The organism is Anaerovirgula multivorans, from assembly GCF_900188145.1.
Classification (GTDB): Bacteria; Bacillota; Clostridia; order Peptostreptococcales; family Natronincolaceae; genus Anaerovirgula; species Anaerovirgula multivorans.
The window spans coordinates 15,452-32,263 of record NZ_FZOJ01000017.1; the positions used below are offsets into that span (position 1 = coordinate 15,452).

The following is a 16,812-nucleotide window of genomic DNA, read 5'->3' on the forward strand; positions in this document are numbered from 1 at the left end:
TTACTGTATCAAACTTTTAGAATGGTATCAACCTATTTAAATTAGTTATTCATCTACATAACCCTACTTATCATACATCAATAAAATAATTTTGCCACCCAGTTGTAAAAATGGGTGGCAAAACGATGAATTCTGATGATATCTAACCCGTCAAACGCTGTTATTTACTAGATAGTTTAGCGACGGTTTCCACATGTGTTTTGATAGAAAGATGATATTATTTCGCAAAAATAATAGGATTAGACCCAAGTGGGAATTCGCATAAGAATGGTATTATCTTTCAATGGGCTAGTACTAGAGTATTATCATAACTGTCCCCCCTATATTTCAAGGTTTTAATTATCATTTTCAAAATTTATCAAGCTAACTTTAACTTTTGCATATTAATAGCAACTAAACCCTAATGCGTTTTTAAATTTAGACCCTTAAGATTGGAATGCTACCATAAAATTCAAAAGCACTGTTAAGGCCATCAAAAAAAAGAGCTATTAATTTCTCTTAAGCACAGATTATGAATACGCTTTTTTATATGCTTTTTTTATATGCTATTGTAAGTTCATCTATAAGTAACATCATATTTATTCGGACATATAGTATTAAGGGGAGGGAGCAAAGTGCTTGTTCTATACTGAAATTTTAGGATACTCTGATGATAATCGTTCATATCCTAAGGTTTTTAAATGGATATTTTGGGGTTGAAGTTTCCTTCTTCACATATTATAAAGAGGTGAAAAAAATGTCTTTTAACGAATTAATAATTAATGGTGGTTTTGAGACAGGAGCGTTTCCTCCATGGATTGCATCTAATGTAACAATAACAAATCTATTAAGTCATTCAGGTTTTTTCTCTGCACAATTTGCAAGTGGAAATATAAATGCATTTATTTCACAATTTGTTCCTGTTAATCCTGGAGAAAGATATGAGTTTCTTGCCTCTCTAGGTAAAATTGGACCGACACCTAATCCACTAGTATCCATCTCAATTGCTTTTTTTGATGAAGATTTCAACTTTCTTGGAACTGGACTTATTATAAGCTTTCCAATGGATTTTCTTCCGAATGTCAATGAAAGAGATTGGATAGAAGTTTATCAAACTACTAGTCCGGCGCCTGTCGGAGCAACTCAAGCTCTTGTAACTATCAATAAACTACCCCAAGCTGGTACTGCTGGTATCCTTGTTGATGATGTATCTTTATTAGCAGTGGAAGTGGAAAATGGGCCAGGGGAGTTTGAATGGGGAGAGTGTATTATATGGGCAGATTCCAGCGCTCCAGGTCCAGGAACTGGGACACCCTTCGATCCGTTTAATTCTCTGCAAGCTGCTATTGATGCAGCCGTGAACAGTCCCTTAGCTGTTGACTTTGGGATGAGGGCTCGCTGCATCGTTCTCATCGCAGGAAATTCAGTATTTGACGAGGATATTGTTATACCTCCTGCAAGACACGTACAACTGCTTGGTCTGGGACCATGGGTACTTGGCAACGCAGACCTAGCCAATTTTGATTCATCCGTTCCTAGAAATATTACGATTCAAACAAGTCAGGCAGAAGAAAACGTCTACCTCACTCAGGGTCCTGCTTTTGTGGCACGTCCTGTAACGGTTATTGGCACATTAAATAACGGCACATCCGTAAGTACCCATACCAATTATACTAACGGGGCCATCATTAGCGGAAATGTAAGCTTCCAAAACCTAGATCCGGTTGATCCTTTCACAACAATTGAGTTTCAGCTTCTGAACGCTAGAGTAGTAGGAGACATTATAGGCGATCCGGTTGATCCGCATATGGGTATTCTCAATACGTATATTTTCAACAGTCGAATCACTAATATGATTAAACCCGGTCTTAGAATTCAACGTATGGTGGATGTCCGGGTAGATGGTACCATAAATGTGGCTGGATATTCAAATATCGTGAGTACCTGGTTCCGGGGTGATGTGACTGTTGCCTCAGCATTAGCCGATGTGCCTCCAACAGGCATTTTCAACAGTCAGTTTAATATGATAACCTGGACTGGACCCCTTGTTTTAGACACAGCGTCTAATTTCTATTTTGTCAATACTGGTTCAACTTTGGTAGGAGTTAAAACTGTTCTGTTTAGTATTGCATGATTCTAAAAAACTAAGATCTATCCATGATACACGAGACATAGAGACAGAGCCTCTGTCTCCATGTCTCTCCTTGTATACTGCATGCTCTTTTTCCTTGAATTGCCTTCAATCATTTCTGATTATTTTTTACAGGCTACACAAAACAATTTGTGGCCTTCAAAGTTTGACTGATATTTTAATATTAGTGCTATTTTAAGTTTTTTAATCTGCGAAAGCCTTTTAAATTCTTGATAGTTTGGCGACAGTTTCTATATGCCTTGTAGTTGCAATTCGCAGGGGCAATGTAAAAGCGTCTCAATTATTCTATCCAACTCATATATTGAAGACCTTGTCATAATCAAGTTTGCACCGGCAATGATATGTCTTTCACTTAACTGTGTTACCAATGATCTAAGCTTTTCTGCTATACTGTTGTCCTTGTGTAAAAGCTCATCTGTTCTTATTCCGATTTGTAAGGTTTTTATATGTTTCGCTAATGTATCAAGCCTGCTGCGCTGTAGGCAATGACCTCCAAGTCATTTCTCATAAATGCTTCACCACCACCAATTGCAAGCTGAAAAACTCCATTATTTGCAATTTTATTAATCAGTTTCTGTGCCTCCTGTGTATCAAGCTCATTTGTAAACACTTTTTTATGTCGTTCAATATAGCAATCAGGACATGATTCACTACATTTAAAGGTCACTGCCCAGTGAACTGTTTCTGACGCACTTAGGTGTTGATGTGTTGGCCACTTGAAGTTTATTAGACTTTTTTCCATAAGCTTCTTTCTATAATTGTCTGATAGCACTCCCTTTGGCATTACATTTACTACACCCATAGCCTTAAGCTTTGATAAAACACCCTTTATTGTTTGCCCATCAATTTTTTTCCCTTTATAGGCTATTGGCAACTCCAATAAGGCTTTCATCTCAACAGCTTCAATATCTTTTATGATTGAAATGACAGTAAATGCTTCTCGATCCATCTCAACGACATCACCAGTATCTATGTTAAAAAGTATTCCTCCAAAACCAAAATGCTCTCTTCTTAACATAACTTTGCAATATTGGGACTTTCAAGCCGCATAATGCTTTCTTCTGCGCTACCAAAGCTTAATAAATTTATATGATCCTTTGATCAATAACTGCAAATTTCTGGTGTATATTTGTTCTAAAAACCATATCATAAATTTGATATTTTTCAAGCCACTCTTCAAATTTCATAATAGCACCTTTTAAATTTAATTATTATATATGTCCTCATAATTTATATTCTTCATCATGCTTCAATTCAATTCTTCCATCAAAAAAGGAGCAAAACGAATAATTTTGTCTCCCATAAATTGATTCTAAGTAGTTTTCTTCTTTGTTATTAGACATCTATTCCCTAGTAATCTTTGAATTAGTATTCATTTTCGTATCCAACTTGCCATATATCTTTGTCAAACCATTCAGTAGACTTTCCTGCTAATCTCCATAAAGCTTTTGCCTCTTTACGTTTCAAACCTTCAAGTTTTCTATCTCAAATCATTTGAATAATATCCATAATTCGAATACAATGTATGTTATCTATTCTACTATTAAGTTTTTCGTCAATAATTGGCTGTAAATCCTTTTCATCCGTTCCAAAATGCGAAATAGACTGTGTCTTTGCCATGGCTAAGGAGGATACCTCTCCTCTGTTTTTCTTTTCTCGTTTAGGATTAATCATGACACTTGCTAAACTTGCAAAGGTTCTATTATAAATACTTTTCTTAATATCACTTAGCTGTGCTTCATTAATTAGTTCTAAAATACCTATTTGAATTAATGCATCAACCTGTTCTTTAGCACATGCAGGTATCATTATTTCATCATAGACTACCTTGTGCATATAAATCTTCTCTGCTATAGCAGGAAATAGAATCTCTAGATATCTGTATTTTTGGCTACTACCTATTTTGATGTATATATCTGCGTCAATAATTATTTGTTTTAATTTCATAACCCTATTCCTCCATAATTGCATCTAATTCTTCATCAGTTGAAGGTATATAAGGTTCTTTCCTCCTTAATTCCCATCTCTTTCATATTTAACTTGGCAAAATCTAAAAGATATTCTAATTTTTCTCTAGTTATTTTTTTCTTTCATATAATTCCATCGCCTTGTCAATCAGACTATTTAAACCTATCTTATTATTTGGTGTTGGAAGTGATAATCCTAATCTATTTCTACATATTTTAATCTGTTCATTTGATAGTTTCATTAATTCATCATATTTCATTTTACCAATAAGCTTACTTTCATATAACCGTTTTACCATGGTTTTATACGGAACTGCAAATAAATTTGATAATTTTAAAATATCCTTGATGCCAATTTTATTTTTATCCACACCGTAAGTTCTCATTTCTTGTAAAAGCAATTCCTCATTAATCAAAAACTCTGCCGCAAATCTATTTGCTTTCAATTCACTCTCTGATATGCTATCAGCACTATCCGTTTCCTCCACATCAGTTTTAAGTATTATTTCTCCATCATTTTCAAACCACAAATGATATAGTTCATGAGCTGCAGCAAATACCTGCTTATTATATGCAATAGCTGTATTTATCCACACGAAGGATCTTCCTTTTATTTTTTCAGAAAATCTCCATACTTCTTCATCTTTAATCGGATAATATAACACCTTGTTCTGTAATTCCAGTATGTTAAATATCTGCCCCCCAATTACATCATTTAACTTGGAATACTCAATTAACTTTTGACGTGCCAGTCCTTTGATTGCATCAACCGTTTTACTATCTAATATTAATTTTCCTCATCTACATATTCCTCTAACATAATAATTTCGTCAATGATAGTCTTCAATAATTCTATTTTTTCTTTTGTTTTCTCATTTTCCACACGACCCATAAATGAAAATTTATGCATTATAGATTCTTCTTCCTTTACATTTAATAACTTTTCCACCGATACTCCTAATACAGATGCAATTTGAGTAACTTCAGAAACATTAATTGCTTTAGCTCCCATTATAATTTTACTCATAACCTGCTTAGAAATATTAAGTTTATCTGTCAGATATTGTTGTGTTCTATTTTGTCAATATATCATTGACTTTCCATCACGGTAAAAGCATGAATACATTTCTTTCCAAAATCCTCAAGAAAGAATTTTTTTAAAATGCCATTGCAGCATTCGTATTGTGGTAGGATTTTGTTTGTCATGAAATGTATCCCGGTATTGATAAGAACTGGTAATAAAAACACCCAGAATATCCCTATTTATGCTTTTATCCCTTTTTCAACCTGGTAGTCCTGCTAAGGATATATCTAGTATCCTTTGCTGTTTATTGCATTTACCTAAAATTGTTGAAAATATATATTCAAGATACTTATCATGCAAAGAAGCCAGGAACCTCCTTGACTTCAAGCTTCTTTTCGGATATCTTTCTCCATCCTTTTTGACCATATTAAGTACAAGTCTTTTTAGTAGTGTCAGGTTTCTCGGTGCATTCCCCGTTCTCGTTCTGTTTGCATCTTCTCTAAAGGTTACATCTAAACTCCAATGCGTACTTTCAATTCCCCAATGCAGTCTAATCCCTTTGGCGTAATCTTCTGCTGTTTTTACACTGCCTATATGCTATGCTCTCTCTTCCGTTTTCTTACCATTTACTTCACATCTGCGGATGACCATTCCTATACCCGTAAGCTTCTCCCAGTCATTTTTGGCATCCATCCACATGGAATTCCATTTGGCAGTTCTAGATACTGTTTGAGCCATTCTTCCTTTGCAAAAGCCCAGTCTTCCATTTCATGCCATTCATCACAACGGCATACAGTTGCTGCCACAGCAATAAACAAGATGTCTATCAATTTGTGTTGGACTTTTCCCTCTTGTCTTGGATCATATATTATACTAAAGTAATCAAAAAAACTTCCCATATATAGCCTCTCTTTGCCCATAGTTTTTACCTCTTTTCCTATTATTCTCTATGGACAATGCTACTATATATTCATTATAGATTTTAGCTGAAATTTATTCCATGGTAAAACTTTCATTCATGCTTTTACCGTATAACTACTGTGTAGAATTAGTAGGGACTATCAAATCAAAAACCATCTTCCCTTAAACAACATCCTCTATCTAGACAAATGTAAGCTCTATAATTACTGCTTTCTAACTGTGTTTTCTGTTAAGACAAACTATACACTACACATGTGTCATCGACTTAAATGCAGGCAGCATCTATTTATTGCATGGGTATTGACCGCTCGTACCTTGCCTTTATCTAATCTGCAACAGGTGTAAGATCTTTGTTGATATATCCTTTATCTCCAAGAACAGTGATACCTTGATAAGACACAAGTATATCCCATGCAGCTTAAATCCTGGATAGGTTTCCTTTTTAGAGGGACAATTGCCATAGGTAGCACCAAAACCTCTAAAAGTTTTATGAAAGCGTGCTCTACCAAATTTACAAACAGGTATTGGAATACTATCAATGATTCTATAGGAATTATGATTATAGGGCAGTAAAACCAGCATGCAATAAAGGAAGCCCAATAATTCTACAAAATCGAATCGTCGGGCTTTGAGATTAGTATAATGTGGGACAGGTTTTATTTGGGCTAATTTGAATTTGGAAGCGCTTTAGCCCCCATGGCTTTGCGTCTCCACCTTTAGATACAAGTTTGCTCTCAATGATATTTAGAATTTAAATGCAGTCAAATTTATTTGTTGCTTTCAAGACTATTCACGCAATAGCACGAGCCCTTTGGAGCCGTCCACGGTCACGTCAGGTTGCGTAAAAACTTTTATTTGATTAATTGCATGCACAATATATGCTTTTGATAAGCTTATTTAATACTATATATTGTACACTTGAGTCGGTGGAAATGCATTTTTACGCAGTCTGACGTGTAACTTTAAAACAAAGTTTGTACGCAACAAAACTCACAACCTCGATTAAACCCTTGGAGTTTTTAGGTAATTTTATAATAAAGATTGTCCACATTATATACCAACCCATTTATTACATAATATGGTTTATAATATAGTTTGTTCAACTTATATATTTAATATTGGTAATAATTTTATTAAATCAATTTATCCTGTGTTAATTTATATCGTAAATTGCAATGGAAACTTGACAGGAACATGTTTAAAAAAACTGGAATATTCCATTTAATCGTTAGTCAATTACTACACTAGTATTATATGTATCAGTAAAAACCCCGATAAACTCCATTCTGTATTAGGAGATAATCATTATATAAATCATTTTTTATTTTATATTAGTCTGGGATATATTTTTTATGATATAAAGCAAATATTTCCAAACTGTACATTCCTACTTATCCCAAATAAATTGATCGTGTCTTTACCTGTGAAAAAGTAAGGATTGGAGTATGATCCACAAACTTTATGGCATTTGTAATAATAAAAATAGTTAGTATTGCTATTAAGGATTTAAGTATCTTTTCATTAATTATATCCGCACAATTTCTTTTTTAATTAGACGTTTGCAAAACACCAGCACCTGCATAAATATGGGATATTTTTTACTACAAAATAAAACAACTCTTCACTGATTTATGGTAAAATTGGCTTAACAAGAGACAATTAACCATTCACCTCAGAATTGTTCATATTTTTTCTCTCCTTATAATAATCTCCATAATATCACAAACAACATAAAGCAAAGTCATAAAACCAAATATTCAACAGAAAAACATTCTAATTATTTGCTTATGGAGTCGAACTTAAGCCGACTCCATAGGATATTTCAAATTGTTTGTTTGCTAAGTTATACCCTAATTGTGCTTTAGATTTATTTAGCTTTATCTCTTTTAATTGATTCACAATCTCAAGTAGCTCTATATTAGTTCCTAGTCCATTTTCATATTTTACTCTTGTTACGTCATAAGCTTTTTGCAGCTGCCTTTCTGTTTGCTCCAGCATAACAACGGACTCATAGGCATCTATCATATCCATATATGCTTTTCTTACTGATATTTCAACAGATGGGTATATTAATATAGTTATACTCACTGGATTCCAATGCGTGCTTGGCTGATTGATGCTTATACGTAATTGAAGGATACCATTTAGCAGTAATGTCAAAATACAATTTATCTACTTCGTACTGCTCTCTAGCTGAAATGATTTCCATTCTATTTTGGAGCGCCGCAGACACTTTTTTTTCAATATCAATGTCTTCAGGAGCATTCACCTCTACAACATCAGTTAATTTTATTTTTGTTTGAAGAGGCAACGCCAATGCTTTATTAAAATTCATCTGCTCATATTCCGACGCTCTCTGAGCCGATCTCAAATCCACTTCTGTTTGTGCTAAGGAATTTTCAAACGATATTAGCTCAAGCTCGGATATTATACCCAAATCGTACTTTTTCTTTGCAATATCTAGATTCTCCTCTGCTAGTTCTAAAATACTGTTTTGTATATTTACGTTTTCTCGTGCATTAAGTAGATTAAAATAGTTTTTTTCTACCATAAACTTTATAAATTTCGTCGTTTGCACCTTTCCTTTTTCTGCAAGCTTTAACGCTTTTTCTGCCATCCTTTTGTAATACCCATCTTTAAGCAATTGGCTTTCAAATGCTCCTGTAGGAGAATCTTCAGATTCTTTATATGCACCTTTTGCTTCTCTAAAACTAACTTTTGCTTTTTCAATAGCTGTATTACTAATAGAGATTAGAGGACTGTTTTCAGTTGCATAGTTAATTGCTTGTTGTAATGTAAAAGTCTTTTCTTCTGCTGCATCACTTGTAATTGCTGATATAGAAGTCGTAGTTATCATCACAAATATGAAGACCACTGCTACGGTCTTTATTTTATTTATCATCCTTATCCCCTCACTTTATAAAAATTTCAAAAACATTGCTATCATCAAAATTTACTTCTTTCTTAAGTTCTATATAGATACTTGACTGATGTACAGAATCCGTAATAAAGCTATTTTTCAATTATAGAGTACAAAAACGGAACCATAACCAAATTAAAAATCATACAGAACGTCAATGCCGCCATCAATAATATTGCAAGTGGAACAAACAGTACCTGTCCGGACATGGCAAGGGGTATAAGTCCCAAAACAGTTGTCAGGGTACTCATAAGTATTGGACGGAGTCTTTTAACACCGGCACTCTGGCAGGCTTCATTTATGCTGAGTCCATTTTTTCTTTCTGTATTTATATAATCAACAAGAACAATGGCATTGGCAAGAATTATACCAAGCATACTGATTATGCCCAGCATTACAAAGAATGAAAGGCTGTAGCCTGTTAGATATACTGCCGTCATACCGCTTGTAACTCCTATAGGCAGTGAAGAGAATATAAGCAAAAGCTGTTTTACACTCTTAAACTGAAGATATAGAACGAAAATTATTAAAGCCATTGATAGAAATCCTGCCATCATCATACCATCCATAGCTTCAGCGTAATCTTTAGATGGTGTAGTATCTACAATTACTCCATCCGGCACTTCAATATCCTTTATTGCTTCAACAAATTTGCTTTGAAGTGCACCTGCATTATATCCATACTGTGCATATCCACCTATTGATATTACTCTCTGACCGTCTATGTGTTTAATCGTATTTAAGCTTGTGGATATATCAAAATCGGCAAACTGCTTTGTCATATACTTTGCGCCTGTGTTAGACTTGATTTTGTAATTTTCAAGTGCATCAAGACTTGAAATATCCGATTTAACATTAATATTGTATTCCTTACCGTTATCATAAGCGGTTGCAGCTGTACGACCGGAAACAGCTATATTAAGTTCATTTTGCACAGATGCTTTTAATAATCCCATAGCGTTCATTTTTTTATCATCCATATTTATAAAATATTCATACGTTGAATAGTAGCTATCACTTGAAACAGCTGTAACACCTTCAATTCCCTTAAGTTTTGCTGCTATTTGTGACGCAGCTTCATTCATCAGCGCCATATCATCACCATATATGTTAATCCCTATAGGTGTGCCCGTTTCGGGGATAATACCTATTTGATTTACAACAACGTATGCATCAACTACAGAAGCATTGATCTCCTTCTGTAAAAAGCTAACCATTTCAGCTGTTGTTTTAAATCTACCATCCTTTTTCAGATCTATTTTTACGCAAATGTCTCCGAGACTATCAGATGCACCTTTCTCGTTTACAGCAAAGCTATAGCTCGGTATTCCTATGCCTATACCAGAAAAAATGCTTACAGTTTCCGGCTGTGCACTAATGATATTCTGTACCTTCATTACCAACTTTTCAGTTTGCTTAAAATTGTCTGCCTGATAATTTTTTATATCAATAAGTACATATTCCTTATTTACCTTTGGCATCATATCCATTGTGGCGTTTGCCATGATAACCCCAAACAAAACAATCATACCTATGGCTGTAATAATTGTTATTTTTTTATGTTCGAAGGTATACTTTGATATTGCATCATACACTCGGTTGGTAATTCCGACTTTGTTCCTTTTGCTTTCATTTACAGGCTTGAGGAAAATATAGCAAAACATAGGTGTTACAAATATTGATATTATGAAAGAAAGCACAAGACACGAAATAATAACAATAGGAATCGCAATGATAACCTGTCTGTTTATACCCGCTAGTGTAAGCATTGATGCAAATGTCAGAACAGCTGTAAGCATTGAAAGAAATACCGATACAGCAACATCTTTTGTTCCCTTCGTACAGGCTTCAAGTCTGTCAGTACCTGCATCAATGTATGTTTGTATCGAATCACTTACCACAACTGAGTTATCAACCAGCATACCAAGTACCATAATCAATGCTGTTAGTGACATAAAATGAATTTGCTCCCCGACAAACTTCATTACAATGAAATTTGCAAAGATCGATAAGGGAATTGCTAAGGATACAATAAGTCCATTCCTGAAACTCATCCCTACCATAACAACAAGCATAACAATGACTATGGCTTCAATAACGTTTAAAAGAAAGTTATCTATATCACTCTTTACATCATCAGACTGAAAATAAACCTCATTTACTTTTACTGTTTCCGGCAACCCTGCTCTGAAATCCTCAACAGTCTGTCTTGTTTCCTCTCCCAAACTTACTACATTCAGTCCTTCATGGAAATACAGTGCGACAGTAACACTTTTTCTACCGTTAAAAAGGTAGTATGCACTATCATCAGCATCCTTATATACAATGTCAGCTATATCTTTAAGCCTTATAAGTGTATTGCTATCCGTAGAACCAACAATAATATTCTCAAGCTGGTCTAAACTACTGTATCTCCCCGAAGTATTTACTGAAATAGACTTGTCATCTTCGAGTGAGACACTTCCTATAGGCATTATGGAATTGTTTGAGTTTATCATCTGTACAATATCTGCCAATGACAGACGAAGCTGATTAAGCTTACGGGCATTTACAACAATAGAAATTTCGCTGTTGTTATCTCCTAATACTCTTACCTTTGACACACCGTGAATTTGTTTAAGTTTATCCTGTAATTCTATGGCACGTTGCGAAAGTTCATCATTTGAAACATTATCACCGGAAACAGCAAGTATAAGACTAGCACTATCAACCAAATTTGTATTTACGGTTATGGAGGAAACCGTATCCGGTAATTCTGACTTTACATCCTCCATTTTCTGACGAAGTTCTGTAAAACTGTTATCTACTTCTTCATCAGAAAGTTCATTTTTAAACCTTAAAACTACAGCGCTGGCATTATTCATAGACTGGGATGAACTTTCTTTAAAACCCGTTATATCCATAATCGCATTTTCAAGTTTTTTTGTAACCTCTTTTTCAACCTCCTCTGCTGTAAGTCCAGGTGCGATAACTGTAACAGCAGCACTTGGAATAGTCACTTTAGGAAATGAGGTCCTGGGCATCTCTATATAAGATATAACACCGATAATACTAATCATGCAAAGCAGAATAATTACTAGACCCTTCTGCTTGATAAATGATTCTAGAATTCTTTTAATCATCTAAGCCTCCGTTCTGACTGTGGGAGTCTGTTTGATTTATTTCCGAAACTACATCATTGTCATTAAGCGTTTTTATTCCGGTTATAATTATTTTTTCATCAAAAAGGTTGCTTACAAGCATTTTGCTTTCACTGATTTCCTTTATGTCTATCCGGACACGGCTTACTGTACTGTCATCATTAAGCTTGTAAACATAATTAACTCCGTTTAAATTAATAACGCTTTCTATAGGTACAAATACACCCTCAACGCTGTCTAAAACAAGGTCTGCAACAACAATTTCTCCGATTACAACGTTATCTGAAGAGAAAATGATATCAACTGCATATGTATTTGTGGTTTCGTCGGGGTGAATGGATATATTGTCAATTTGTCCTGTTATGGAGTTGTTTATTATAACCTGTTTTACAGAGGGAAGCTTGTTGTAATCCTCTGCCGATACGCCGATAGAAACCATGCTGCTGTTTGATTTCGCAGTAATAACCGGTGAATTCGCCGTAACCGAATCGCCTTCGGATATGTCGAGCTTTGTTATATAGCCGTCAGCCTCCGCCCTGAGTGTAGCGTCAATAATATTCTGTTCAGCCTGTTCCATAGAATTTCTGTCTACGGCGACATTTTCCTTCTCTATATTTATATCGTTTACTTTGTCTTTTTTTAGTTTTTCAAGATTTGCCTGCGCTGTTTCAAGCTGTGAACAAAGAGAGGTAAAATCAACCTCACTTTTTGCATATTGCGCCCTCTGTGATTCAATGCTTTTTTGGGAAATAGCTCCGGCTTCATACAAAGTTTCGTTTGCTTCAAGAGTTGATTTAAGTACATCTAAATTACTTTCGGCCGCTGTAATTGTCTGTTTTAAGATTTCGATACCGGCTTCGGCATTTGTAATGTTTGTATCATAGGTCGATATTGTTTTTTCAAGGGTGTTTTCAGAAATCACCAAATTGCTGTGCTTAGAGGCGGATAAAAAGTTGAGCTGTGTTGTGTCAAGCGTTGCCAGAATATCACCTTTTTTTACGTACTGACCTTCCTTAATATATACTTCTGATACCTTGCCGCTTGATGTAAAGAAATAATTTCTTGTTTCGCTTGATTTCACAATGCCTTGATAGCTTAATTTCACATCATATTTTGATGGAGAGAGAATCATTGTTTCAACTGTTTTTAGATTTTTTCCGCCGGTAGTATCTGTGCTTTTTTGACAGCCGTATAAAAGCAGCGATACAGTTGCTGCCAAACAAATCAGTTGCATAAATTTCTTATTCATAATATCTTCCTTTCGTATAAATAGTTTAGTTAATCTATTATGATCCCTAGAATCATTGCTACAAGATTACTTTTTTCGTAAATATACCCTCCTTATTTTGAATTGATGATTTCTCATCTATTTATGTAGCTATTGTAATATCTATTTGTTTAAGAATTGCTTTTAAATTGTTAATTGTAATAATTTTCTTTACCAAGTAATTTGGAGGTGGCAAGCCTCATACCGCTGCCGCCTCTGGTGATTACGCATACCTTTTTGATTGCTTTTGTTGTTTGGCTCATAACGTCCCCCTTTTTAATTAATGCGAATTTGCTGCCATGACTTTATTCATCAAGGAAATAGCTGCTTTTGGGCTGAAACTATACAATAGATTCATGAGATTTGCGTCTTTTCCTATGATCATCTTATACTTGTCGGTTTCCATCCCCTTCAGTATAAGACTAGCAGCTTTGGCAGGTGATAGGAGCATATTAGAATTTTTCTGTTCCTCAGGTGCTGATTTACTGCTGCCATACGAGTTTTTCTTGATATCTGTCGCGATTCCCCCTGGAATAACTACAGTTACATGGACGTTGGTATTAAGCAGTTCTGAGTACAGCGCTTCCGATAACATTCTAACTGCTGCTTTGGAAGCTCCGTATATGCTTTGTCCTGGCACCGGTAAAAAGCCTCCCATACTAGATATATTAACAATGTGCGCTTCCGGTCTTTTCTGCAACAGAGGCAAAAAAGCTTTGATCATATTTAACGTGCCGAAATAATTAACATTCATAACACGGTCTATTTGATCCATCTTCAATTCTCTTAAATTAATAAAGGGTTGTATAATACCTGCATTATTTATAATGCCATCAACCTTGCCATGCTTTGCAACCACCTCATCTACCAACTTAAGGATTGCTTCATAATTGGTGATATCAGCTACATGTAAAGATAGTTTTTGGGGGCATCCTGCAATCCGTAGGGTCTCATCCAACGCTTGCTTATTAATATCTACCGCTGCAACAGAAGCACCTTTTGCCAAAAGCTGTAGTACTAATTCCCTGCCGACGCCATTGCCTCCACCTGTTACAACTATTACCTTATTATTTGCTTTCATAATAAATCTCCATTCCGCCGCTGTCGCTGGCGGCACAAATAGTAATGAAAAGTGGGGTACGACCTCCACCACGTTGGTAAATATTTATAGAGGAGAAGACAAACTACAAAGCACGGTAGGAGGAGTCGTAGATCGCCTTTCTCAGCCTAAAACAGTATAATAAATAGTGTAAGAATCGTCTTTCAAGCACAAATAAGTGGTTCTATAAGTCCGCACGCTAATAATTGCTTTAGCTATTAGTCTAATGTGTGATGATTCAGTCAATGTCTTCCTCCTCTACTATGAAAGGAGGCTGTGCCATGAAAGTTGTTTATTCAACTTGCTGTGGTGTCGATGTTCACAAGACTTTCCTCGTCGCCACACTCATTACAACCGAGGGAATCACTCCACATTATTCAAAAAAGAGATTCTCTACATTTAACAATTCCATCTTACAGTTCAAGCAGTGGTTAATCGAAAACAACTGCCTTGACATTTGTATGGAATCCACCGGGAAATATTGGGTCCCCATCTATAATCTTTTGGAGGACAAAATCCGGATTACCGTTGCTAACCCCAAATGGGTTAAAGCTGTAAAAGGTAATAAGGATGATGTTAAGGACTCCAAATGGATCGGAGACTTATTCCGCCTCAGGATAGTCCCAGGGAGTTATATTCCAGAAAAACCAATCCGCATTCTTCGTGAATACACGCATTATCGCTACAAACTTGTTTCCTGTAAGAGTAGCGAAAAAAACCGGTTTCAAAATGCATTCACAGTTTGCAATGTAGCCCTTGATGCTGTCGTTTCAGACATGTTTGGCAAATCTGCCTCTTCTATCACCGACTACTTGATTTCAACCGATTCCTTTGACCCGGAACATTGTTCAACACTTCTTAAAGGTTCCTTAAGGGATAAGGTTGATTCTGTGATTGAGTCAATTGAGGGTTACCAAATGACTAAGGAGCAAAAGGACCGTATGTTAATGGTTCGCTCTCATCTTGAATTTGTCCAGACATCTATTGGAAAGCTGGATAAGATGGTTGCTCCTTTTGAATCTGCTATTACCCTTCTTTGTACCATTCCCGGAGTAGATAGAGTATCTGCAATCACCATCATCTCCGAGATTGGTACGGATATGTCTCAATTTGCCAGCTCCAAGCGTTTATGCTGCTGGGCGGGATTAACACCTGGAAACAATGAATCTGCCGGTAAGAAGAAATCAGTTAGAATTACACGTGCTGGAGTCTATCTCAAACCTGCACTGATGCAAATTGCCCATGCTTCCGTGACTTCTAATAAGTCTCCTTACTACAAAAACAAATACAACCGCATTTGCAAAAGGAGGGGCAAAAAAAGAGCTATTATTGCTGTCACAAGGATGATTCTCACTGCTATATACCATATGTTTATTACAGGTGAAGAGTGGAACCCAAGCGACCTCTACAAAATTGACATGCCACAAGAAATGATGGAAAAGCAAAAACAAAAAGCTTTAAAACAAGCAGCCAAACTTTTAATTTCAAGTGGGTTAATTAAAGCTGCCGATATTTCTTTGGCATTAAATTAATATATTAATTTTTCAAGGGACAATGGTACCTCTATTTTGCTATGCCATTTTTTAGTGACTACGGAGAGCCTTTGAAGTATCTTTTCACGCTAATCTCCTCCATATATCAGGTTTGGTTCTAAGTGTATTACTTCTTTTCTATCGTATCATTCATTAATACTTCCTCCTGGTTGCATAATTAATAACTTAGTAGTACGAGTGATTATTTGTGCATTAATCTGTTAGCCTTCTCACACACCTCATGAACCTCATCATACTTTTTGTCAATCAAAGGCGCTATCTTGGCGGCCTTTTTATTGTGAATGATAGAGTAACAGAAGTATGGGATAATCCAGCCAATAAAAGCAGGAATGGATAGAATGATAGACAAGGGTAACATGCCGGCAAGATAAGCAAACACAGAGGCGACCATAAATGCTGAACCGACAATACCGATGGTATACGCAACGGCAGAGGCCCCCTTAACCTTGGCTCGCTTCAGTGTTTCAATTTCTTCAACACAGGCCTCAAATTTACTCTGAAGTCTGGTCAGCTCTGCCTTATTTCTAATTTTGCAATCACGTTTGAACTTCATAACCATAGAAAAAGAGCTGCTTATCGTTGAATCAGTTCCCTCAAGTTTCCAGCCAAAATTCTGATAACCGTCTGCATACATCGACACCATGTTGCGCTTTACCATAATATCCTTGTATTCATAGCCAATAGAATTATTTTCATTTTTCATTATTTCACTCATGGCGAATGCTCCTTCATGTTAAAAAACTCATTTAGCAGATCTTTTCTGATTCATTTGATGTAACAATTCTACTGT

At 35.6% G+C, this 16,812-nt stretch carries 12 protein-coding genes and 2 pseudogenes; 2 read left to right on the forward strand and 12 right to left on the reverse strand.

The features are described 5' to 3' along the window. The first annotated feature begins 736 nt into the window (after positions 1-736). Positions 737-2,113 carry an NTTRR-F1 domain gene (locus tag CHB72_RS15735; RefSeq protein WP_089283844.1) on the forward strand — a complete coding sequence of 459 codons (1,377 nt, stop codon included), beginning with the start codon at positions 737-739 and terminating at the stop codon, positions 2,111-2,113. A 472-nt stretch (positions 2,114-2,585) separates the two neighbouring features. On the opposite strand, the gene CHB72_RS15740 is transcribed toward CHB72_RS15735, so the two are convergent. The 11 genes and pseudogenes from CHB72_RS15740 to CHB72_RS15790 all read right to left on the reverse strand — a co-directional run bounded on the left by CHB72_RS15740 (position 2,586) and on the right by CHB72_RS15790 (position 14,451). Then, complete coding sequence (locus tag CHB72_RS15740; RefSeq protein ID WP_089283845.1) at positions 2,586-3,149, reverse strand: radical SAM protein; 564 nt, start codon at positions 3,147-3,149, stop codon at positions 2,586-2,588. A 467-nt stretch (positions 3,150-3,616) separates the two neighbouring features. Next, positions 3,617-4,078 carry a hypothetical protein gene (locus CHB72_RS15745; RefSeq protein WP_089283846.1) on the reverse strand — a complete coding sequence of 154 codons (462 nt, stop codon included), beginning with the start codon at positions 4,076-4,078 and terminating at the stop codon, positions 3,617-3,619. A gap of 130 nt (positions 4,079-4,208) precedes the next feature. Beyond that, the gene (locus CHB72_RS15750) at positions 4,209-4,763 is read right to left on the reverse strand and encodes an ImmA/IrrE family metallo-endopeptidase (RefSeq protein ID WP_176431410.1); all 555 of its coding nucleotides are present in this window, start codon (positions 4,761-4,763) and stop codon (positions 4,209-4,211) included. A 122-nt stretch (positions 4,764-4,885) separates the two neighbouring features. After that, positions 4,886-5,167: pseudogene (locus tag CHB72_RS15755) on the reverse strand (hypothetical protein); the annotation flags it as partial. Positions 5,168-5,775: 608 nt separating this feature from the next. Beyond that, positions 5,776-6,042, reverse strand: coding sequence for a transposase family protein (locus tag CHB72_RS15760; protein WP_089283849.1), 267 nt, complete (start codon positions 6,040-6,042; stop codon positions 5,776-5,778). Between the two features lie 406 nt (positions 6,043-6,448). After that, positions 6,449-6,589: pseudogene (locus CHB72_RS27415) on the reverse strand (IS982 family transposase); the annotation flags it as partial. Positions 6,590-7,828: 1,239 nt separating this feature from the next. Further along, positions 7,829-8,074, reverse strand: coding sequence for a TolC family protein (locus CHB72_RS15770; RefSeq protein ID WP_089283850.1), 246 nt, complete (start codon positions 8,072-8,074; stop codon positions 7,829-7,831). 22 nt (positions 8,075-8,096) lie between these two features. Then, on the reverse strand, positions 8,097-8,945 hold the full coding sequence (locus CHB72_RS15775) for a TolC family protein (protein WP_089283851.1): 849 nt from the start codon (positions 8,943-8,945) through the stop codon (positions 8,097-8,099). Positions 8,946-9,055: 110 nt separating this feature from the next. Next, a complete protein-coding gene (locus CHB72_RS15780) occupies positions 9,056-12,085 on the reverse strand; it encodes an efflux RND transporter permease subunit (RefSeq protein ID WP_089283852.1) in 3,030 nt (1,009 codons plus the stop codon). Then, positions 12,078-13,352, reverse strand: a complete 1,275-nt coding sequence (locus CHB72_RS15785) for an efflux RND transporter periplasmic adaptor subunit (protein WP_089283853.1) — start codon at positions 13,350-13,352, stop codon at positions 12,078-12,080. Before CHB72_RS15785 ends, CHB72_RS15780 begins: the two co-directional genes overlap by 8 nt. Before the next feature lie 298 nt (positions 13,353-13,650). Continuing rightward, positions 13,651-14,451, reverse strand: coding sequence for an SDR family NAD(P)-dependent oxidoreductase (locus CHB72_RS15790; protein WP_089283854.1), 801 nt, complete (start codon positions 14,449-14,451; stop codon positions 13,651-13,653). 299 nt (positions 14,452-14,750) lie between these two features. Between CHB72_RS15790 and CHB72_RS15795 the strand changes: the two genes are divergently transcribed. Next, on the forward strand, positions 14,751-16,001 hold the full coding sequence (locus CHB72_RS15795; RefSeq protein ID WP_089283855.1) for an IS110 family RNA-guided transposase: 1,251 nt from the start codon (positions 14,751-14,753) through the stop codon (positions 15,999-16,001). A 202-nt stretch (positions 16,002-16,203) separates the two neighbouring features. Here the strand turns inward: CHB72_RS15795 and CHB72_RS15800 are convergent, their stop codons facing one another. Continuing rightward, positions 16,204-16,737 (reverse strand): hypothetical protein, encoded by a 534-nt coding sequence (locus CHB72_RS15800; protein ID WP_089283856.1) that lies wholly within the window; start codon positions 16,735-16,737, stop codon positions 16,204-16,206. Positions 16,738-16,812: the final 75 nt, after the last annotated feature.

What these genes read in the sequence shown, in the direction of transcription:
- CHB72_RS15735 (WP_089283844.1), top strand. Translation starts at nt 737, where the DNA reads ATGTCTTTTAACGAATTAATAATTAATGGTGGTTTTGAGACAGGAGCG.
- CHB72_RS15740 (WP_089283845.1), bottom strand. Translation starts at nt 3,149, where the DNA reads ATGTTAAGAAGAGAGCATTTTGGTTTTGGAGGAATACTTTTTAACATA.
- CHB72_RS15745 (WP_089283846.1), bottom strand. Translation starts at nt 4,078, where the DNA reads ATGAAATTAAAACAAATAATTATTGACGCAGATATATACATCAAAATA.
- CHB72_RS15760 (WP_089283849.1), bottom strand. Translation starts at nt 6,042, where the DNA reads ATGGGCAAAGAGAGGCTATATATGGGAAGTTTTTTTGATTACTTTAGT.
- CHB72_RS15770 (WP_089283850.1), bottom strand. Translation starts at nt 8,074, where the DNA reads ATGGATATGATAGATGCCTATGAGTCCGTTGTTATGCTGGAGCAAACA.
- CHB72_RS15775 (WP_089283851.1), bottom strand. Translation starts at nt 8,945, where the DNA reads ATGATAAATAAAATAAAGACCGTAGCAGTGGTCTTCATATTTGTGATG.
- CHB72_RS15780 (WP_089283852.1), bottom strand. Translation starts at nt 12,085, where the DNA reads ATGATTAAAAGAATTCTAGAATCATTTATCAAGCAGAAGGGTCTAGTA.
- CHB72_RS15785 (WP_089283853.1), bottom strand. Translation starts at nt 13,352, where the DNA reads ATGAATAAGAAATTTATGCAACTGATTTGTTTGGCAGCAACTGTATCG.
- CHB72_RS15790 (WP_089283854.1), bottom strand. Translation starts at nt 14,451, where the DNA reads ATGAAAGCAAATAATAAGGTAATAGTTGTAACAGGTGGAGGCAATGGC.
- CHB72_RS15795 (WP_089283855.1), top strand. Translation starts at nt 14,751, where the DNA reads ATGAAAGTTGTTTATTCAACTTGCTGTGGTGTCGATGTTCACAAGACT.
- CHB72_RS15800 (WP_089283856.1), bottom strand. Translation starts at nt 16,737, where the DNA reads ATGAGTGAAATAATGAAAAATGAAAATAATTCTATTGGCTATGAATAC.